Source organism: Avibacterium paragallinarum (genome assembly GCF_011765605.1).
GTDB lineage: Bacteria > Pseudomonadota > Gammaproteobacteria > Enterobacterales > Pasteurellaceae > Avibacterium > Avibacterium paragallinarum.
Genome location: NZ_CP050316.1, coordinates 1,712,441 through 1,731,121, shown reverse-complemented (window position 1 = coordinate 1,731,121; position 18,681 = coordinate 1,712,441). Strand labels below are relative to the sequence as shown.

Sequence of the window (18,681 nt, the reverse complement as noted above, 5' to 3'; positions counted from 1 at the left end):
TAATTTTCGCTAAATTTATTTCCCATTCACAAGGGCTTTAACCCAAGGGCGTTTTTTCTCATCATTCAGCAATGCCAAGCGATAACGCACGAGGGTTAAGCAAATGCTCAATGCCATAAAGCCAAAAATCGACAAAATCAGCGGGATTAACATCGGCGTGGCGATAGAAGGCTTTTCAAATTTAGTAATGCTCGCCCCTTGATGCAGGGTGTTCCACCATTCCACCGAGAAATGAATAATCGGAATGTTGATCACGCCCACGATAGCCAAAATCGCCGCGGCTTTCATTCCCGTGGTGCGATCTTGGAACGCGGAATACAGTGCAATCACCCCTAAGTATAAGAAAAATAAGATTAATGAGGCGGTTAAACGTGCGTCCCACACCCACCACGTTCCCCACATTGGCTTGCCCCAGATCGCCCCTGTAATCAAGGCGATAAAGGTAAACACTGTGCCGATCGGTGCCATTGCGATAATGGAAAGATAGGCTTGGCGAATTTGCCACACAAGCCCAATCACGCCAGCCACTGCCATTGACACATAAAGGCTCATTGACCAAATCGCCGCTGGAACATGGATATACATAATGCGAAAGCTGTTGCCTTGCTGATAATCCGCAGGGGCATAAGCCAGCCCCCACACCAGTGCTGTGCCGATTAACAAGGTTGAAAGCAGCACAAACCAAGGGATAAATTTACCGCATAAATGATACTGCGTTTCTGGTTTGGCATAAGGATGAAGCCATTTCCACATAAGATTGTTTTCCTTTAAAAATAAATTAAAAATCCTTCAATATTATTCAATACTAATGCGTAATGCCGCCGCAATCGCAAAAGGCGAGAGGGTTAAAGCCGCACATAACATTGCACCTAAAATCGCCAACTGTCCGTTGTAAGGAAGGGCTAACTCGGCGGCTTCTAGCACGGAAGCAGAAAAAATCAGCACGGGGATAAACAAAGGCAGCACGAGCAAACTCAGCAACACGCCCCCTTTGCGTAACCCCACCGTTAAAGCTACCCCAATCGCCCCAAGACAGCTTAAAATTGGCGTGCCAATCAACAAGGTTAGCACCAACGCCCACCAAATATGGCTATCCAAAGAAAGCAATAATGCCGCAATGGGTGAAAGCAAAATCAGCGGAAAGCCCGTTAAAAGCCAGTGAGCCACCACTTTCGCCAATGCGGTAAGGGCTAAAGGCTGCGAGCTGAGCATTAATTGCTCCAACGAACCATCAATAAAATCATCACGAAACAGGCGTTCAAAAGACAGCAAAGCAGAAAGCAAGGCTGCCACCCAAGCCACCCCTGGGGCAATTTCCGCGAGCAATTTTGGCTCAGGCCCGATAACCAGCGGAAACAGGGTAATGATAATCAAAAAGAACCATAACGGGTTAAGAATTTCCGTTTGTTTTCGCATTGCAATGCGAAGTTCTCGTTTGATGATTTGGCTAAATATTCTCATAAAAACTACTCTATTTTTCTACCGCATTTTTATCGCACTGTTGTTCTACTCGGCTGCGTTGGCTTTGTATTTTTCTAAATCAAGGCGTTGCAAGGCTTGGCTTGGGATTTCCTGATGGCTGGTTAAAATCACCATTCCCCCATTGGCAACGTGCCGTTCAAACAGTTGGGTTAAAACGCCCACGCCTTTTTTATCAATGGCAGTGAAAGGCTCGTCTAAAATCCATAGTGGTGCTTGCGACAGCCATAAACGAGCAAGGGCGATGCGTCGTTGCTGCCCTGCGGAAAGTTGCCCTGCAACAATGTCCTCACGCCCAATTAATCCCACTTTCTCTAACGCCTGCCATAATGCCTCATCGCCTTGCTGACATTGGCTAATGGCTTGATAAAACTGCAAATTTTCCCACGCGGTTAGCTCAGGTTTAATGCCCGCCTGATGTCCCAAATACAATAGCTGATAATCATATTCTTCACGGCATTGGGTGATAGGCTCACCATTCCAACACACCTGCCCCACAAGCGGTGAAGCTAAACCCACTAAAATTCGTAATAAACTGGTTTTGCCGATGCCATTATGCCCCTCAATCTGCACAAAATCACCACTTTGCCAAGAGTGAGATAAATCCGTAAATAAGGTTTTATCCCCCCGCTGACAAGTGATTTCTTTGAGTTGTAATTGATTGATTATTGACATAAAAATCCACTCCGTGCCGAAAATTCCCGAATTTTACCATAAAGCCGCGAATGAAGCGTAACGATTAACCCAAGAAATCATACTACTTTAGAAGTATTTGCGGCGATTATTGATTTAACGCAAAAACCTCTTTTATTTTACGCATAAGAATAAATTTTATAACAGGAATTTTACGAAAAGTGCGGTATAAAAAAATACCATTTTTTACCAATAAAGAACAAAACACTAACTATAATAAAAAATTCAAATTTTTCTGCTTTTTAAATCTTTCAGCAATCGTTTAATTAGGCATAAAATGCTAAAAAAGTATTTGACAGTACATTTTTAACAGGTAAGATAAACAGCGTTTTTAAGAAGGATTATGTTTTATGTTTATTCGTGTTTTACTCTCACTCCACCTGCTCCTCTCACATTTTTTGTGCGGCTAGCTTGTGGATGAAAAACACGAAATGTAACAGTTTCCCAAATTTTGCCCGCACTTTATAGTCGGGCTTTTTTTATTTCAAATTAACGAAAGGATAAATTATGACAGATCAAGTGATTATCTTTGACACCACATTACGCGATGGCGAGCAGGCATTGAAAGCCAGTTTGACAGTAAAAGAAAAATTACAAATCGCACTTGCCCTTGAGCGTCTTGGCGTTGATGTGATGGAAGTGGGCTTCCCTGTATCTTCAGCGGGGGATTTTGAATCTGTCCGAACCATTGCAGAAAACATTAAAAATAGTCGCGTTTGTGCCTTATCTCGTGCGGTGGATAAAGACATTGATGTGGCTGCGGAAGCCTTGAAAGTGGCTGAAGCCTTTCGTATTCATACTTTTATCGCCACCTCCGCCTTGCACGTTGAAGCCAAATTACGCCGCACTTTTGACGATGTGGTAGAAATGGCGATCAACGCGGTGAAACGTGCCAGACGCTATACCGATGATGTGGAGTTTTCTTGCGAGGACGCAGGGCGAACGGGGATTGATAATATTTGCCGTATTGTAGAAGCGGCGATTAATGCGGGGGCAACCACCGTGAATATTCCTGATACCGTGGGTTATTGCTTGCCGATGGAATATGGCAATATTATCGCCAATGTAATGAACCGTGTGCCGAATATTGATAAAGCGGTGATTTCTGTGCATTGCCACAACGATTTGGGTATGGCGACAGCAAATTCATTAACTGCGGTACAAAATGGCGCGCGACAAATTGAATGTACGGTAAATGGCATCGGTGAGCGTGCAGGTAATACTGCGTTGGAAGAAGTGGTGATGGCGATTAAAACACGTCAAGCCTTGTTTGGCGTGGATACGCGCATTAATACGCAAGAAATCCACCGCGTCAGCCAAATGGTTAGCCAATTATGCAATATGCCAATTCAGCCAAATAAAGCCATTGTTGGATCGAATGCTTTCGCCCATTCTTCGGGTATTCACCAAGACGGTATGGTGAAAAATAAAAATACCTATGAAATTATGTCGCCAGAAACCATTGGCTTGAAGAAAGAAAAATTGAATTTGACTGCCCGCTCTGGCCGCGCAGCGGTAAAAAATCATATGGATTCAATGGGTTATCAAGAGAACGAATATGATTTGGATAAATTATACGAAGCGTTCTTAAAACTTGCCGATAAAAAAGGCCAAGTGTTCGATTATGACTTAGAAGCCCTTGCCTTTATTGATATGCAACAAGGCGATGAAGATCGCTTAACCTTGGACGTGATTACGTCACAAATGATCAGCCATTTGCCTGCTTCCGCCTTTGTGCAAGTGGAGCTAGACGGTGAGAAATTAAGCCAAGTATCCAGCGGCGGTAATGGCCCTGTGGACGCAGTGTTTAATGCTATCTTGAAAATCACCAACATTGATTTAAAAATGTTGAACTATAACTTAACCGCGAAAGGGGAAGGGGCTGAAGCGCTCGGGCAAGTGGATATTGTGGTGGAACATAAAGGACGCCGTTTCCACGGTGTGGGCTTGGCTACGGATATTGTGGAATCTTCAGCGCGAGCGCTTATCCACGCCATTAATGCGATCTACCGCTCGCATAAAGTAGAAAATTTAAAATTAAGCAAAAATGCAATCAATTAAGGAGTGATGTGATGAAAAATTATAATGTCGCCGTATTAAGTGGCGATGGCATTGGCCCAGAAATTATGGCTGAAGCCATAAAAGTGCTTGATGCTGTACAGCAAAAATACGGCTTTCAGCTTAACTTTCGCCATTTTGATGTGGGCGGTATCGCCATTGATAAACACGGCACGCCATTGCCAGCAGAAACTTTAAAAGGCTGCGAAGAAAGCGATGCAATTTTATTTGGTTCAGTGGGAGGGCCTAAATGGGAAAACTTACCGCCAAATCAACAACCTGAACGCGGCGCATTATTACCGTTGCGTAAACACTTTGCCCTATTCTGCAACTTACGCCCTGCAACCCTATACAAAGGCCTAGAAAAATTCTGCCCATTGCGCGCGGATATTGCAGCGAAAGGCTTTGATATGGTAACGGTGCGTGAATTAACCGGCGGGATCTATTTCGGTCAGCCTAAAGGGCGTGAGGGCGAAGGAAAAAACGAAAAAGCCTATGATACGGAAATCTATCACCGCTATGAAATTGAGCGTATCGCCAAAGTGGCCTTTGAAACCGCAATGAAACGCACTAAACACGTTACTTCAGTAGATAAAGCCAACGTGTTGATCAGCTCTACCCTATGGCGTGATGTGGTGGAAGAAGTGGCGAAAGACTATCCTGAAGTGAAATTGGATCATATCTATATTGATAACGCCACAATGCAATTAATCAAACAACCTGAATTTTTTGATGTATTGCTCTGCTCAAATATTTTCGGCGACATTATTTCTGATGAATGTGCAATGATCACAGGATCAATGGGAATGCTTCCTTCCGCCAGTCTAAATGAACAAGGCTTCGGTTTATACGAACCCGCAGGCGGCTCAGCCCCTGACATCGCCGGCAAAGGCATCGCCAACCCAATCGCACAAATCCTTTCCGCCGCAATGATGTTGCGTTATAGCTTTGATCTCAATGACGCCGCCACCGCAATAGAAAGTGCGGTGAAAAAAGTGCTAGAAAATGGCTACCGCACCGCAGATCTTGCAGATAAAAGTGCGCCTGTTTCAACAGAAGAAATGGGTGATCTTATTGTGGCTGAGATTTAAAAATCTCCCCCTAGCCACCTCTTTATCAAAGAGGGGGAATTGATAAGTGAAATAGCTTAGTTACTTTCTATCAATAAGGGATAAATAAGAGAAATTGATGATGAAATCTCCCCCTAGCCCCCTCTTTATTAAAGAGGGGGAATTGATAAGTGAAAGAGCTTAGTTATTTTTTATCAATAAGGGATAAATAAGAGAAACTGATAATGAAATCTCTCACGAGATCCCCCCTCTTTGATAAAAAGGGGGAATTGATAAGTGAAATAGCTTAGTTATTTTCTATCAATAAGGGATAAATAAGAGAAACTGATGATGAAATCTCTCACGAGATCCCCCCTCTTTAATAAAGAGGGGGTTAGGGGGAGATTCTAAACAAGAGATAATAAAATGACTAAAAAAACCCTATACGACAAATTATTTGATGCTCACATCGTTTACGAATCAGAAGGCGAAACGCCGATTTTATACATCAATCGCCATTTAATTCACGAAGTAACCAGCCCGCAAGCCTTTGACGGATTGCGTGTCGCCAATCGCCAAGTGCGCCAAGTGGGTAAAACTTTCGGCACAATGGATCACAGCATTTCAACACAAGTGCGTGATGTGAATAAATTAGAGGGACAAGCCAAAATCCAAGTATTAGAACTTGCCAAAAACTGTGCCAATACAGGGATTGAATTGTTCGATATGAACACCAAGCAACAAGGTATCGTTCACGTTATGGGGCCAGAGCAAGGTTTAACCTTACCGGGAATGACTATCGTCTGCGGGGATTCTCATACTGCAACGCACGGCGCATTTGGCGCATTAGCATTTGGGATTGGTACATCAGAAGTGGAACACGTTCTTGCCACCCAAACCTTAAAACAAAGCCGTGCTAAAAATATGAAAATTGAAGTGCGTGGCAAAGTCGCCCCGGGAATTACGGCAAAAGACATTGTGCTTGCCATTATCGGCAAAACCACAATGGCAGGTGGTACAGGACACGTTGTAGAATTTTGCGGTGAAGCCATTCGTGATCTTTCTATGGAGGGAAGAATGACCGTTTGCAATATGGCCATTGAACTTGGTGCAAAAGCGGGATTAATCGCACCAGACGAAACGACTTTTGAATACTTGAAAGGCCGTCCTTATGCCCCGAAAGGCAAAGATTGGGACGATGCGGTGGCTTATTGGAAAACCTTGAAAACCGATGAGGGTGCAGAATTTGACACAGTGATCGTATTAGACGCGAAAGATATTTCACCACAGGTAACTTGGGGAACAAACCCAGGGCAAGTGATCGGCATTGATCAAACCGTGCCAAATCCCGCAGAAATGAATGATCCTGTAGTACGCGCCTCTGCCGAAAAAGCCTTGGCTTATATTGGGTTAGAACCGAATGCAGATTTAACTCAAATCCCTATTGATCAAGTCTTTATCGGCTCTTGCACTAACTCGCGTATTGAAGACTTGCGCGCTGCTGCCGCGGTGATGAAAGGGCGTAAAGTTGCTGATAACGTAAAACGCGTGTTAGTCGTTCCGGGATCGGGTCTTGTGAAAGAACAGGCTGAAAAAGAGGGCTTAGATAAAATCTTTATTGAAGCGGGTGCTGAATGGCGTAACCCCGGTTGTTCAATGTGTTTAGGAATGAATGATGACCAATTAGGCGAATGGGAACGTTGTGCTTCCACCAGCAACCGTAACTTTGAAGGTCGCCAAGGGCGTAATGGCCGCACTCATCTTGTCAGCCCAGCAATGGCTGCGGCGGCAGCGATGTTTGGTAAATTTGTTGATATTCGCCAAGTGGAATTATATTAAGGAGAAATTATGGCAGGCTTTAAACAGCATTCAGGCATTGTTGTGCCATTAGATGTGGCAAATGTGGATACCGATGCCATTATTCCAAAACAATTTTTACAAGCCATCACGCGTGTTGGCTTTGGCAAGCATTTATTCCACGAATGGCGTTATCTTGATGCAGAGGGCAAACAGCCCAATCCTGAATTTGTACTCAACTTCCCACAATATCAAGGGACGAGCATTTTGCTGGCGCGTAAAAATTTAGGCTGCGGATCATCTCGCGAACACGCCCCTTGGGCATTGGCAGATTATGGTTTCAAAGTGATGATTGCACCAAGTTTTGCAGATATTTTCTATAACAACAGCTTAAACAACCATATGTTACCAATCCGTTTAAGCGAAGAAGAAATCGAAGAAATCTTCCAATGGGTGTGGGTAAATCAAGGTGCGACCATTGATGTGGACTTAGAAAAAATGACCGTAACCGTAGGCGAAAAAGTCTATCCCTTTGAACTAGATGAATTCCGCCGCCACTGCCTATTAAACGGCTTAGACAACATCGGCCTCACCCTGCAACACGAAAACGCCATTGCGGAATATGAGAAAAATATTCCCGCGTTCTTACGTTAATTAAATCTAAGCTAGCATTATTTTATGCTAGCTTGTTTTCTCCTGTTCGTGGGATTGTGTAAGTTAAATATATGATAATGAATTGAGGATAATATGGGAAATATGTAATGTAGCGAAATGTGTTTTTCGAAATTAAAGAACGATAAGTTTTTGGATGATAGCATTACACGCTGTAGAACATAATAATTTGCTTTATTATCTTTAAAGATTAAATAATTTAGAGCTGTAAAATTTCTTTCACAAAAGGGATTGTGAGTTTTCGTTGTGCTTGCAAGGACGCCTTATCTAAATCAGCTAGTACTTGAAATAAAGTGTGCATATCACGATCGAGGCGTTTAAGAAGAAAATTCGCCGTTTCTTCTGGCAACTCAATGCCACGAGAATAAGCCTTTTGTTGTAGCACTTGGATTTTTTGTTCATCGCCTAGGGGCAGTAATTGATAGCTCTCTCCCCAAGATAAGCGGGAGGCTAAATCAGGCAGTTTCACTGCTAAGGCATTCGGCGATTGGTTCGCACTAATTAACAAAATCCCCTGCCCTTGTTCTCGCATTCGATTGATTAAATCAAAAATCGCCAGTTCCCATTCATCATTCCCGATCACGGCTTGAATATCGTCTAGGCAGACTAAATCTTGCTGCTCCAAATTCTCTAACACAGCAGGAGAAAAATATTGCGATTTGCTCAACGGCACATAAATAGAAAGCCGTTGTTGTTCTAAAAAGGCATTGGAACAGGCTTTCAAAAGGTGGGTTTTGCCGCTACTTTCCGCACCCCAAACATAGAAAAATTGCTGCTTTAACTCGGCAAAATTTTTATGCAAGGAATCGAGCAACAATAAATTATTGTCGGCATAAAAATTGTCTAAGGTTTCTTCATCAATTTGATGAATGGGAAGCGGTAACTGCAAATCTAATAACCAATGTGTTCGTAAATTAAAGTGCGGTAAGAATATACAAAAAAAATAGGGATAAATAAAGCCTACCCCTATTTTCTGCATTGAATTTGGTGGAATTTTATTCTTGAATTTCGACCTGATCTTTTGCTTTCGGTAAAATCAAGTTAAGAATAATCGCCACAACGGCACAGAGGCTAATCCCTTTGAGCGACACTTCGCCGAAGTTCACGAACATTCCGCCGATACCGAACGTCATCACCACAGAAATAATGCACAAATTGCGTGCTTCCGTTACATCAACTTTGCCACGAATTAATGTACTCATTCCCACCACGGCGATAGAGCCAAACACCAACATCATAATACCGCCCATCACGATGGTTGGAATGGTGGAAAGGAACGCACCCACTTTACCGCAGAAGGAAATGGCAATCGCCCACACTGCTGCCCACGTCATAATGTTTGGATTGAAGTTGCGAGTGAGCATTACCGCACCTGTTACTTCGGCATAAGTGGTATTTGGTGGGCCGCCTAATAAGGAAGCCGCCGTGGTTGCCACGCCATCACCCAACAAAGTGCGGTGCAAACCTGGTTTTTTTAGGAAGTCTTTACCCGTTACCGAGCTAATCGCCATAATGCCGCCAACGTGTTCAACCGCAGGTGCAATGGCGATAGGTAAGAGATATAAAATCGCTTCAAGTTTAAATTCTGGCGTGGTGAAGTTTGGCAGGCTGAACCAAGGTGCATCTAGTACAGGTTGGAAATTGATTAAGCCTAAGAATAAGCACAACACATAACCTGCGGTGATCCCAAACATAATCGGGATTAATTTCATAATGCCTTTCGCAAACACAGCCACAGCAAGGGTGGTGAGCAAGGTTACCATTGAAACCAGCACTGCGTCATTGTATTCGTAGGACGAGCCTTTACCCAGTGCCATATCCACCGCAACAGGCGCTAAGCCCATACCGATAATAATAATCACCGGTCCCACCACCACAGGCGGAAAAATGCGTTGTAAGGCTTCCGCCCCTTTCAATTTTACGAGGGTACTCAGGGCGAGATACACCAAGCCCGTACAAGCCAAGCCCCCCATTGTTACCGCAATGCCCCAAGTGGCAACGCCGTATTGGATCGGGGCGATAAAGGCGAATGACGAAGCGAGGAAAATCGGCACTTGTTTTCCCGTGCATAATTGGAAAAGTAATGTCCCTACGCCTGCGGTTAAAAGTGCGGTGTTGCTATCTAACCCCGTGATCAACGGCACGAGAACTAACGCCCCAAAGGCAACGAATAACATTTGCAAGCCCACAAAGGCTTGTTTGGCTTTGCTTTGCACCTCAGGTGCGGTTTGATTTTTTGTCATTTAAGTTTCAACTCTCTGTCTGAATTAACTTGAAAGTGCGGTCTGTTTTTTAGGCAAAAACGCACGGAAAAAAACGGCATTGCTGCCGTTGCGGTAAAAATTATTTTGTTCCAAAGATCTTATCACCCGCATCGCCTAAGCCCGGAATGATATAGCCCTGCTCATTGAGTTTTTGATCGATTGACGCGGTGTAAAGCTCCACATCAGGGTGGGCTTTTTCTAATGCTGCAATTCCTTCAGGGGCAGCTACAAGAACTAATACTTTAATTTGGTTACAGCCTTTTTCTTTCAAAAGATCAATGGTGGCAATCATCGAACCACCTGTCGCCAACATTGGATCAACCACAATGGCTAAACGTTCTTCTAAATCACTGGCTAATTTTTGGAAGTATGGCACTGGCTCAAGGGTTTCTTCATTGCGATACATACCTACTACGCTAATTCTAGCACTTGGAATATGCTCTAACACGCCATCCATCATTCCCAGCCCAGCACGCAAAATAGGCACAACGGTTACTTTTTTACCTTTAATGCGATCCACTTCCACTGGTCCGCACCAGCCATCAATAATCACTTTTTCCGTTTCTAAATCTGCCGTTGCCTCATAAGTTAGCAAACTACCCACTTCAGTTGCCAGCTCACGGAAATGTTTCGTGCTAATATCTGCTGCACGCATTAGACCTAATTTATGTTTGACTAATGGATGTTTGACTTCAACAATTTTCATCTGTAACCCCTTATCTTGACCCAATAAAATAAAATCGGCAAATTTTAAATCAAAGCAACCGAAATGAACAGCAAATTTTAGATAAAATATAGTCATTTGCTCTCAAAATAATCCAGCATTCTTTTATTTGGCTGTACTATTTATACTGTCTTCAGCTTGTTACTCTATCTTACTTATTTCGCACTTAAACTAAGATGACAAAAAAGTGCGGTACTTTTTTCAGTTATTTTTTACTAAAATCATTTGTTTAAATGTTTGAATTATGACGGAAAAGAAAAATATGGTAAAAATAACTCTTTGATTTGTAAAGGATAGCCGTTAAGTGCAAAGCTAGAGCAACGAGCATAAAGCCCCGTTATGGGATCTTGTCGCCAAAAGAGGGTGGTGCGTTGCATTGGTTGTTTAAACAGCCAAAGCCCAATAGGCTCATTGCCGAGTTGGAGTACATATTGAGCGGCATTTTCTACGGTGTGTTGTGGAAGCTCAGTTTGGGCAAAGATCCAAGCCTGCCCATCGCCTTTTAGTACCACTTCTCGCTGCCATATTTTGGCAGTTGGATTGTTAGAAAGATCGCAAAGTGCGGTGCTTTTTGATGGCAGTTTTTCTTGCCAGCCTTGCTCGATCACTTCTACACTCAACGTCTGGCAAACCTGCTGTAATTTTCGCGTTAATGAACCTTGATGTTCTAGCCATTGCTGAATATGAGGGGCGACAAAATGCCTTGAATGCTGCCAATCAGGGCTGGCGAGTAATTGACGATAATGCTCAAAATCCATTTTTTAAACTTATTTTTGATGGCGTTCTTTGAGCTTGCCGATCACATCAGCCCAGCTTAAATTCGCATCTTGTAACAAAACGGTTAAATGATAGGCTAAATCTGCCGCTTCGCAAATGGTCTCTTCACGATCTTTCACCGTCGCCGCCAATGCGGTTTCTACCCCCTCTTCGCCAACTTTTTGTGCGATACGTTTAGTACCACGCGAATAAAGATGAGCGGTGTAAGAGCTTTCAGGATCACCCCCTTTACGACTGGCAATCAAGCGTTCCAATTTGCTGAAAAAGATCCAATCCGGCTCGTTGTTATTTTCAAATTGATGAAAACAGCTTTCTGCTCCTGTATGACAGGTTTCACCGATAGGATCGGCAAGGATTAATAGCGTATCGTTATCACAATCCAAACTTATATCCACCACATTGAGGAAATGCCCCGAGCTTTCCCCCTTTGTCCATAAGCGTTGTTTGGTGCGTGAATAAAAGGTAACTCTCCGCTCTGCAAGGGTTTTCTCAAGGGCTTCCGCATTCATATAACCTAGCATTAACACTTCGCAGGTGGTTGCATTTTGTACGATAACAGGGAGCAAACCGTTCACTTTTTGCCAATCAATACTATTTTTCATTTTTTATTACTCCGATTAATTCCTTTGATAATAGCTTAAAATCTACGTCATCATAGTTTTCTTTAAATTCAATAAATGTAATGCCAGCTTTATCACATACTGTTTTTTTAACTGCATCTCTTTCATACGAGGTATTATCTTTATTGTGATTTCTCCCTTGAAACTCAATGACTGCGATAGGTGAATAAACTTCAAACAGATTATTTTCCTTATCTCGCCCTTTTTGTTTTTGAGCAATTAAAAAATCCACTCGTTTTGCGGCAATTGTGGGATAAGTAGAAGGATTTTTACACCAAATAAATTCACCTACCGAAACTTGAGCAAAAACCGCCAAGGATTGTCCTTGATGATGTTTTCTTATATGCTCAATTAATGCCCAATAAAGTGCAGTTTCGTCACCGTGCATTAACCACCTTTTTCTGAATTCATTATTAGCCACAGTGTGTAAATCACTTTCACTATTCACACACTTATTCGCTTGTAATACTTCATTAAATCTATTAATACGCGTTGCTTGTTTTGAAATAGAGCGTTCCTTATTTCTGTTCCCCAAAAACCAAAACACGCTAGCAACAACCAACAATAAAATAAGGTATTTCATAGATCTCCCTAAAGTGAATTTCTAATAATAATATCGCAATTTGCAAGATAAGTTTTCAATTCACCCATATCAATAATCCGCTTATGAAATACGCTTGCGGCTAATGCACCGTCCACATTGGCTTCAATAAAGGCATCGCGGAAATGGGCCATTGTGCCAGCACCGCCTGAAGCAATGAGTGGCACGTTGCATACATCACGCACTTTTTTGAGCTGTACTAAATCATAACCTTGACGCACGCCGTCTTGGTTCATCATATTTAGCACGATTTCACCTGCCCCGCGTTTTTGTACTTCTTGCACCCAATCTAGGGTTTGCCAGTGGGTTTGGCGGGTGCGTTTTTCATCGCCTGTGTATTGGTTCACCCAATATTTATCTTGTTCGGCATCATACCAAGTGTCGATCCCCACCACAATGGCTTGCACTCCAAAACGATCCGCCAAGCGAGAGATTAAATCAGGATCAGCAAGTGCGGGGGAATTTATGGAAATTTTATCCGCGCCAAAAGTGAAAATTTGCTCCGCATCGGCAATAGTCTTGATTCCCCCAGCCACACAGAACGGAATATTGATCTCTTTCGCCACACGTTCTACCCAGCTTTTATCTACGGTGCGGCCGTCTGACGAGGCGGTGATGTCATAAAACACCAACTCGTCCGCCCCTTCTTCCGCATAACGTTTTGCTAGCGGCACAATATCGCCGATAATCTCGTGATTGCGAAATTGCACGCCTTTCACCACCTGTCCATCACGAACGTCTAAACAAGGAATTATGCGTTTTGCCAACATTGGATTGCCTCCGCCACGTCAAATTTTCCTTCTAATAAAGCTCGCCCAACAATCACGCCAGCCACGCCAGTTTGTTTTAATGCCGCAATATCGGCAAGTGAGCCAATGCCGCCTGAGGATTGAAATTCAATCTGTGGAAAGGCGGTGCAGATTTCTTGATATAACGCCACATTCGAGCCTTGCAATGTGCCATCGCGAGAAATGTCAGTGCATAGCACGTGCTGTAATCCCACTTGGCTGAAATCTTCAATCACTTGCTCTAAAGTGAGCGAGCTAGTTTCTTGCCAACCGTGAATGGCTATGCGTTTTTCACCGTCCACGATATGAATGTCTAAGGCTAAAACGAATTTTTCCGCACCGTATTTTTGAAACCATTGCTTCACCATTTCAGGCTGTTTGATCGCTGTTGAACCAATGACCACACGGTTCGCCCCAACACGCAATAGATCCGCCACATCTTGTTCTGTACGAATGCCCCCGCCCACTTGAATATTGGCTTGCGTGGTGGCAATGATTTCGCCAATAAGTTTAGTTTGGCGTTGGCTCGGATCTTTCGCGCCTGTTAAATCCACTAAATGCAACTGCTTCGCCCCTTGTGATAAATAATGCTGAAATTGTGCGATGGGATTGTCGCTATATTGGGTTTGCTGGGCGTAATCCCCTTGATACAACCGCACAACCTTGCCGTCAATAAGGTCAAGTGCGGGGATAATTTGTGATGTTTTTTTCATTGTTGTGTTCTCTTTTGTTTTTATTAACTAAGCTATAAACGTAATTTCAACCCCCATGGGCTGCTTAATCCTGTGGTAGTGTGAACGATTTTACCGTTTTTAATAATGATAATACTTGGCGTAACCTGAATGTGCCATTGGGCGGAAAGTGTCCCCTGTGGATCATTTACGGTCAAAAAATCATATTGATGTTGCTGTAAATAGTCTTGTACCGCCTGATCATTGCCTGATTTTAACGCCACGCTCACCACTTGCACGCCATCGTTGGCAAGGCTTGCAATGCTTGGCGAAGTGAGCGAGCAAATGCTGCACCAACTGCCCCAGAAGTAGAGTAGGACAGGTTTCTCTTTGCTGAGCTTAGCTAACTGAACGCTTTCCCCATTCAATGCAAGCAAAGTCTGTTGCAAAGCATTTTCTGGAGCATTCGGTCGTCGCCAATAATCCATTGCGAAAGAAATCGCACCAAATAATAAGACAAAAATGAGCAGATTTTTCACCGCACTTTTGATTTTATTCATTACAGATTTTCCATAAAATTCCGCAATAATTGTTCGCCCACCTTGCCTGAACGCTCGGGGTGAAACTGCACGCCGTAGAAGTTATCTCTTGCAATCGCCGCAGAAAATGGCACACCATAATCACAGGTGGCAATCGTATTTTCATTCGGCAGCACCGCATAACTATGCACGAAATAGAAATAACTATCTTGCGGAATATCGCTAAAGAGCGGGTGATTATTCTGATAATGCACCTTATTCCAGCCCATATGCGGCAATGGCAGCCCTTTATTTGGCAAGCGTTGCGTGTTGCCATTAATTAATTTAAGGGTTTCTACTTCGCCTTCAGCGGAAAAATCGGTCATTAGTTGCATTCCCAAACAAATGCCTAAAACAGGTTGAGTGAGTTGTTGAATTGTTTCAATTAAGTGTCGAGATTGCATACTTTGCATTGCTGCTGACGCCGTTCCCACTCCCGGTAAAATAAGTTTTTTTGCACTTTGAATTTTGGCTAAATCATCGGTAATTTCCGCCTGATAGCCCAAACGCTCAAACGCAAATTTCACCGAAGAAAGATTAGCACAGCCTGTGTTGATGATAGTAATGGTTTGCATTGTTTTATGAATTTCCTAGCTTTCTTGTTGTTTTTGTTCAAAATTTTCGATTTCTTTGCGTATTTCTGTCAGCAATAATTCTTCTGACGGCAGATAAAGTTGATATTGGCTGGCGAAAATTTGCTGTTGATTTTCGGGTAAAGAAAATTTCACCACGCTATCATTTTTATCTGCACATAATAAGATGCCAATGGTTGGATTTTCTCGTGGCAGTTTTTCAACGCGATCAAAATAATTCACATACATTTGCAACTGCCCCAAATCCTGATGAGTTAATTTGTGGGTTTTGATTTCGATAATCACAAAGCATTGCAGCAGTCGGTTGTATAAAACGAGATCGACAAAAAAATCATCGCCATCAAGATGTAAACGTTTCTGACGAGCCACAAAAGAAAAGCCGTTGCCTAATTCAAGTAAAAATTCTTGTAAGTGAGTAATAATGGCTTGTTCAAGATCTTTTTCGTAATAAGCACTTTCACGTTGCAGACCAAGAAATTCCAACACCATCGGATCTTTAATAATATGTTTCGGATCACTGGGAACAAGCTGATTATTCGCCACTGCAAGCACGGTTTCTTTATCGTTACTCAATAATAAACGTTCGTATAAACTGCTGTTGATTTGGCGTTCTAACTGGCGAGAACTCCAGTGATTTTTAATGCTCTCCGCAATATAAAATTCGCGTTTATCAGGATCGTTAATGGAGATTAAACTTTTGTATTGCGTCCAATTTAATTGCGTCCGCAGTGCAGACGCAATTGGAAATGTACGATAAAACTGGCGGTAACGCTCTAATTGACGAGCAGAAAAGCCGCTACCAAACTCGGGCTGTAACTGCTGAGCAAGTGATTTAATCAAATAAGCACCATAATCCGCTCGCTCTTGCCCTTGCTGTTCTTCCTCAAAAATACGTTTGCCAATGTGCCAATACATCAGCACGCGCTGAAAATCCACCGCTCTCACCGCATTTTCACGGGATTGGGCGATGATTTGTTTGATGTCGGTGATGATATGGGTATCAGTTAGCATTTTATCTTCCTTGTTAAATTTGATTTCGATGTATTAAAAACATTTAAAAATCGCACCGCACTTTTCAATGCAGTGATTACAACACACCCTTACTACTCGGCATTTCATTGCCTTCAATACGAATGGCTTGTCTTAAGGTGCGTCCGAACACTTTAAACAGGCTTTCGATTTTGTGGTGATCGTTGTCGCCGCTGGCTTTTAAATGCAAGGTGGCAAGCATTGTAAAGGCGAGGGATTGGAAGAAATGTTCTGTCATTTCCGTGCTGAAATCGCCTACTTTTTCTCGTTTAAATTTGGCTTTAAATTTGAAATAAGGGCGACCAGAAAGATCCAACGCACATTCCGCTTTACATTCGTCCATTGGCAACACAAAGCCAAAGCGGGCGATGCCACGTTTATCACCGATAGCTTGTTTTAACGCTGTGCCGAGTGCAAGAGCGGTGTCTTCCACGGTGTGGTGTTCGTCAATGTGCAAATCCCCTTTGCAACTTATGTTTATTCTAAAGCCGCCGTGGGTGGCAATTTGATCAAGCATATGATCGAAAAATCCCACGCCCGTGTGAATGTGGTTTATGCCCGTTTCATCTAGCCACACTTGCACTTTGATGTCCGTTTCTTTGGTTTTGCGTTCCACTTCGGCATAACGTGGCGTGCGTTCGCCGATATTGGTAACAGGTTCAGCCAATAATTTTTCTGCGATCAGATCCCAATTCAGCTTTTCAGGGTGATATTGCAGGGCTTGAATACCCAGATTTTCAGCTAATTGTACATCAGTGGTACGATCGCCAATCACAAAACTGGTAGCAGGATCAAACAGCTGCTTTTCAATATATTTTTTCAGTAATTTTGTTTTGGGTTTGCGACATTGGCAGTTGTCTTCAGGCTTGTGCGGACAAATTAAAATATCATCAAATTCAATGCCTTGTGAACGGAAAAGATCAAGCATTGCATTATGCGGTTTATCAAAATCCTCTTTAGGAAAGGAATCCGTGCCTAAGCCATCTTGATTTGAAACCATCACAAAACGATATTTCTTTTTCAATTTCAATAGTGCAGGAATTACATTTTTTTCAAATTTTAATTTTTCTAAACGATCAATTTGAAAATCGGTTTTCGGTTCGTCAATTAATGTACCATCACGGTCGATAAATAAGATTGATTGCTGTGTCATTTTAGTTTTCCTTTTATTTTTAATAAATAAGTGCGGTGGCTTTTTTCATTATTTTTGCGAGCTAATCGCCTCAACCACCCGCAAATTTTCCTCTGCCGTTCCCACTGTAATGCGAATGCAGTTTTCTAACCCTAAGGCATTGTTTTGATTGCGTAAAATAATACCTTGATCCCACAGGGTTTTGAATATCTTTTGTCCATCTTTAAATTTCACTAAAAGATAGTTGGCTTCGCTGGTAAAAACGTGTTCCACTTGAGGTAGGGCTTGCAGTGCGTCAATCAAAAATTGGCGTTGCGATTTCACCTGTTCCACCTGTGCTTGCATTTGGCGTAAGCCTTGTTCAGATAAGGCTTGGGCTGCGAGATCTGAAACGGGTACGGGGATTGGGTAAGGGGCGATGACTTTTTGCAACACGCTGATAAGTTCCTCATTCGCTAGCGTGAAGCCACAACGCAAGCCCGCTAAAGCAAAGGCTTTAGAGAGGGTGCGAATGATGGCAAGGTGTGGATAGTTCACTAACTCCGTTACCATTGTACAATCAGGACAAAACTCAATATAGGCTTCGTCCACCACTACAATGGCACGGTCGCGGGTCATTTCTAATAATTGAATGAGATCTTCACGGCGTAACACATTGCCCGTTGGGTTGTTAGGGCTACACACGAAAATGACTTTTACGCCAGCAAGATTTTGTTCGATCTTGGCGAGATCAAGCTGGAAATCCGCAGTTAATGGCACGGTTTTGCACGCAATACCGCAGGTTTCTGCACTCACCGCGTACATTCCATAGGTAGGCGGGCAGTACAGCACGCTGTTGCCATTTTCGCAAAAGGCACGGATAATCAGCTCAATTCCCTCATCGCCCCCACGCGTAATCAGCACGTTTTCAGGTTGAACACCCGCATAGGTAGCATAAGCCTTCACCACGTTTTCGGGCTGAGCTTCGGGGTAGCGGTTAAATTGACGCTGGGTTAAATTGAAATCTGGTGAAAGCGGATATTCATTGGCATTCAGCCACACATCACCACTCCCCCCTAAACGGCGTGCGGATTGATAGGGCGTGAGTGCTTGAATGTTTTTGCGTGATAAGGTTGTGATTGTCATTTTTGTTCTCTCTAAAAATTTTTGTTTTTTT

General features: G+C 43.0%; 20 protein-coding genes. 4 read left to right on the top strand and 16 right to left on the bottom strand.

The annotated features are described in order from the left end of the window. Positions 1 to 15: 15 nt before the first annotated feature. Genes HBL79_RS08335 through ccmA form a run of 3 tightly spaced genes read right to left on the bottom strand, consistent with a single transcriptional unit; the run spans position 16 to position 2,154 of the window. Positions 16 to 753: a heme ABC transporter permease gene (locus HBL79_RS08335; RefSeq protein ID WP_035685474.1), complete on the bottom strand. Its 738-nt coding sequence runs from the start codon at positions 751 to 753 to the stop codon at positions 16 to 18. A 42-nt stretch (positions 754 to 795) separates the two neighbouring features. Further along, on the bottom strand, positions 796 to 1,461 hold the full coding sequence (gene ccmB / locus HBL79_RS08330; protein WP_035685472.1) for a heme exporter protein CcmB: 666 nt from the start codon (positions 1,459 to 1,461) through the stop codon (positions 796 to 798). A 45-nt stretch (positions 1,462 to 1,506) separates the two neighbouring features. Then, positions 1,507 to 2,154 carry a cytochrome c biogenesis heme-transporting ATPase CcmA gene (gene ccmA, locus HBL79_RS08325; RefSeq protein WP_035685469.1) on the bottom strand — a complete coding sequence of 216 codons (648 nt, stop codon included), beginning with the start codon at positions 2,152 to 2,154 and terminating at the stop codon, positions 1,507 to 1,509. A 525-nt stretch (positions 2,155 to 2,679) separates the two neighbouring features. On the opposite strand from ccmA, the gene leuA reads away from it, so the two are divergent. From leuA to leuD, 4 genes are all read left to right on the top strand, one after another. Beyond that, entirely contained in the window at positions 2,680 to 4,233 is a 1,554-nt protein-coding gene (leuA, locus tag HBL79_RS08320; protein ID WP_035685467.1) for a 2-isopropylmalate synthase, read from the top strand. Between the two features lie 11 nt (positions 4,234 to 4,244). Continuing rightward, positions 4,245 to 5,321, top strand: coding sequence for a 3-isopropylmalate dehydrogenase (gene leuB, locus HBL79_RS08315; RefSeq protein WP_035685465.1), 1,077 nt, complete (start codon positions 4,245 to 4,247; stop codon positions 5,319 to 5,321). 384 nt (positions 5,322 to 5,705) lie between these two features. Next, positions 5,706 to 7,118 (top strand): 3-isopropylmalate dehydratase large subunit, encoded by a 1,413-nt coding sequence (gene leuC, locus HBL79_RS08310; protein ID WP_035685463.1) that lies wholly within the window; start codon positions 5,706 to 5,708, stop codon positions 7,116 to 7,118. Between the two features lie 9 nt (positions 7,119 to 7,127). Next, a complete protein-coding gene (gene leuD / locus HBL79_RS08305) occupies positions 7,128 to 7,730 on the top strand; it encodes a 3-isopropylmalate dehydratase small subunit (protein ID WP_035685460.1) in 603 nt (200 codons plus the stop codon). Positions 7,731 to 7,947: 217 nt separating this feature from the next. On the opposite strand, the gene hda is transcribed toward leuD, so the two are convergent. The 13 genes from hda to hisC all read right to left on the bottom strand — a co-directional run bounded on the left by hda (position 7,948) and on the right by hisC (position 18,650). Beyond that, a complete protein-coding gene (hda, locus tag HBL79_RS08300) occupies positions 7,948 to 8,727 on the bottom strand; it encodes a DnaA inactivator Hda (RefSeq protein ID WP_199735581.1) in 780 nt (259 codons plus the stop codon). A gap of 16 nt (positions 8,728 to 8,743) precedes the next feature. Then, positions 8,744 to 9,991, bottom strand: a complete 1,248-nt coding sequence (locus HBL79_RS08295; RefSeq protein WP_035685457.1) for a nucleobase:cation symporter-2 family protein — start codon at positions 9,989 to 9,991, stop codon at positions 8,744 to 8,746. Positions 9,992 to 10,091: 100 nt separating this feature from the next. Further along, positions 10,092 to 10,718, bottom strand: coding sequence for a uracil phosphoribosyltransferase (gene upp, locus HBL79_RS08290; RefSeq protein ID WP_035685625.1), 627 nt, complete (start codon positions 10,716 to 10,718; stop codon positions 10,092 to 10,094). 260 nt (positions 10,719 to 10,978) lie between these two features. Beyond that, positions 10,979 to 11,494, bottom strand: a complete 516-nt coding sequence (locus tag HBL79_RS08285) for a chorismate--pyruvate lyase family protein (RefSeq protein WP_035685455.1) — start codon at positions 11,492 to 11,494, stop codon at positions 10,979 to 10,981. Positions 11,495 to 11,503: 9 nt separating this feature from the next. Further along, positions 11,504 to 12,115, bottom strand: coding sequence for a bifunctional phosphoribosyl-AMP cyclohydrolase/phosphoribosyl-ATP diphosphatase HisIE (gene hisIE / locus HBL79_RS08280; protein WP_035685452.1), 612 nt, complete (start codon positions 12,113 to 12,115; stop codon positions 11,504 to 11,506). Continuing rightward, on the bottom strand, positions 12,105 to 12,716 hold the full coding sequence (locus tag HBL79_RS08275; protein ID WP_017805084.1) for a DUF2726 domain-containing protein: 612 nt from the start codon (positions 12,714 to 12,716) through the stop codon (positions 12,105 to 12,107). The genes hisIE and HBL79_RS08275 overlap by 11 nt, the downstream gene beginning before the upstream one ends. A gap of 8 nt (positions 12,717 to 12,724) precedes the next feature. Beyond that, entirely contained in the window at positions 12,725 to 13,504 is a 780-nt protein-coding gene (gene hisF / locus HBL79_RS08270) for an imidazole glycerol phosphate synthase subunit HisF (RefSeq protein WP_035685450.1), read from the bottom strand. Next, positions 13,486 to 14,235 (bottom strand): 1-(5-phosphoribosyl)-5-[(5-phosphoribosylamino)methylideneamino]imidazole-4-carboxamide isomerase, encoded by a 750-nt coding sequence (gene hisA / locus HBL79_RS08265; protein ID WP_035685448.1) that lies wholly within the window; start codon positions 14,233 to 14,235, stop codon positions 13,486 to 13,488. Before hisA ends, hisF begins: the two co-directional genes overlap by 19 nt. A 32-nt stretch (positions 14,236 to 14,267) precedes the next feature. Further along, a complete protein-coding gene (locus HBL79_RS08260) occupies positions 14,268 to 14,753 on the bottom strand; it encodes a protein disulfide oxidoreductase (protein WP_035685446.1) in 486 nt (161 codons plus the stop codon). After that, a complete protein-coding gene (gene hisH, locus HBL79_RS08255) occupies positions 14,753 to 15,346 on the bottom strand; it encodes an imidazole glycerol phosphate synthase subunit HisH (protein ID WP_035685444.1) in 594 nt (197 codons plus the stop codon). Before hisH ends, HBL79_RS08260 begins: the two co-directional genes overlap by 1 nt. Positions 15,347 to 15,361: 15 nt before the next feature. After that, positions 15,362 to 16,375 (bottom strand): PDDEXK nuclease domain-containing protein, encoded by a 1,014-nt coding sequence (locus HBL79_RS08250; RefSeq protein ID WP_035685442.1) that lies wholly within the window; start codon positions 16,373 to 16,375, stop codon positions 15,362 to 15,364. Between the two features lie 76 nt (positions 16,376 to 16,451). After that, positions 16,452 to 17,546, bottom strand: a complete 1,095-nt coding sequence (gene hisB, locus HBL79_RS08245) for a bifunctional histidinol-phosphatase/imidazoleglycerol-phosphate dehydratase HisB (protein WP_035685441.1) — start codon at positions 17,544 to 17,546, stop codon at positions 16,452 to 16,454. Between the two features lie 48 nt (positions 17,547 to 17,594). Beyond that, a complete protein-coding gene (gene hisC, locus HBL79_RS08240; RefSeq protein ID WP_035685439.1) occupies positions 17,595 to 18,650 on the bottom strand; it encodes a histidinol-phosphate transaminase in 1,056 nt (351 codons plus the stop codon). Positions 18,651 to 18,681 lie beyond the last annotated feature (31 nt).

Bases quoted from the DNA above. Each gene is read 5' to 3' on its own strand.
- HBL79_RS08335 (WP_035685474.1), bottom strand. From the start codon at position 753: ATGTGGAAATGGCTTCATCCTTATGCCAAACCAGAAACGCAGTATCAT.
- ccmB (WP_035685472.1), bottom strand. From the start codon at position 1,461: ATGAGAATATTTAGCCAAATCATCAAACGAGAACTTCGCATTGCAATG.
- ccmA (WP_035685469.1), bottom strand. From the start codon at position 2,154: ATGTCAATAATCAATCAATTACAACTCAAAGAAATCACTTGTCAGCGG.
- leuA (WP_035685467.1), top strand. From the start codon at position 2,680: ATGACAGATCAAGTGATTATCTTTGACACCACATTACGCGATGGCGAG.
- leuB (WP_035685465.1), top strand. From the start codon at position 4,245: ATGAAAAATTATAATGTCGCCGTATTAAGTGGCGATGGCATTGGCCCA.
- leuC (WP_035685463.1), top strand. From the start codon at position 5,706: ATGACTAAAAAAACCCTATACGACAAATTATTTGATGCTCACATCGTT.
- leuD (WP_035685460.1), top strand. From the start codon at position 7,128: ATGGCAGGCTTTAAACAGCATTCAGGCATTGTTGTGCCATTAGATGTG.
- hda (WP_199735581.1), bottom strand. From the start codon at position 8,727: ATGCAGAAAATAGGGGTAGGCTTTATTTATCCCTATTTTTTTTGTATA.
- HBL79_RS08295 (WP_035685457.1), bottom strand. From the start codon at position 9,991: ATGACAAAAAATCAAACCGCACCTGAGGTGCAAAGCAAAGCCAAACAA.
- upp (WP_035685625.1), bottom strand. From the start codon at position 10,718: ATGAAAATTGTTGAAGTCAAACATCCATTAGTCAAACATAAATTAGGT.
- HBL79_RS08285 (WP_035685455.1), bottom strand. From the start codon at position 11,494: ATGGATTTTGAGCATTATCGTCAATTACTCGCCAGCCCTGATTGGCAG.
- hisIE (WP_035685452.1), bottom strand. From the start codon at position 12,115: ATGAAAAATAGTATTGATTGGCAAAAAGTGAACGGTTTGCTCCCTGTT.
- HBL79_RS08275 (WP_017805084.1), bottom strand. From the start codon at position 12,716: ATGAAATACCTTATTTTATTGTTGGTTGTTGCTAGCGTGTTTTGGTTT.
- hisF (WP_035685450.1), bottom strand. From the start codon at position 13,504: ATGTTGGCAAAACGCATAATTCCTTGTTTAGACGTTCGTGATGGACAG.
- hisA (WP_035685448.1), bottom strand. From the start codon at position 14,235: ATGAAAAAAACATCACAAATTATCCCCGCACTTGACCTTATTGACGGC.
- HBL79_RS08260 (WP_035685446.1), bottom strand. From the start codon at position 14,753: ATGAATAAAATCAAAAGTGCGGTGAAAAATCTGCTCATTTTTGTCTTA.
- hisH (WP_035685444.1), bottom strand. From the start codon at position 15,346: ATGCAAACCATTACTATCATCAACACAGGCTGTGCTAATCTTTCTTCG.
- HBL79_RS08250 (WP_035685442.1), bottom strand. From the start codon at position 16,375: ATGCTAACTGATACCCATATCATCACCGACATCAAACAAATCATCGCC.
- hisB (WP_035685441.1), bottom strand. From the start codon at position 17,546: ATGACACAGCAATCAATCTTATTTATCGACCGTGATGGTACATTAATT.
- hisC (WP_035685439.1), bottom strand. From the start codon at position 18,650: ATGACAATCACAACCTTATCACGCAAAAACATTCAAGCACTCACGCCC.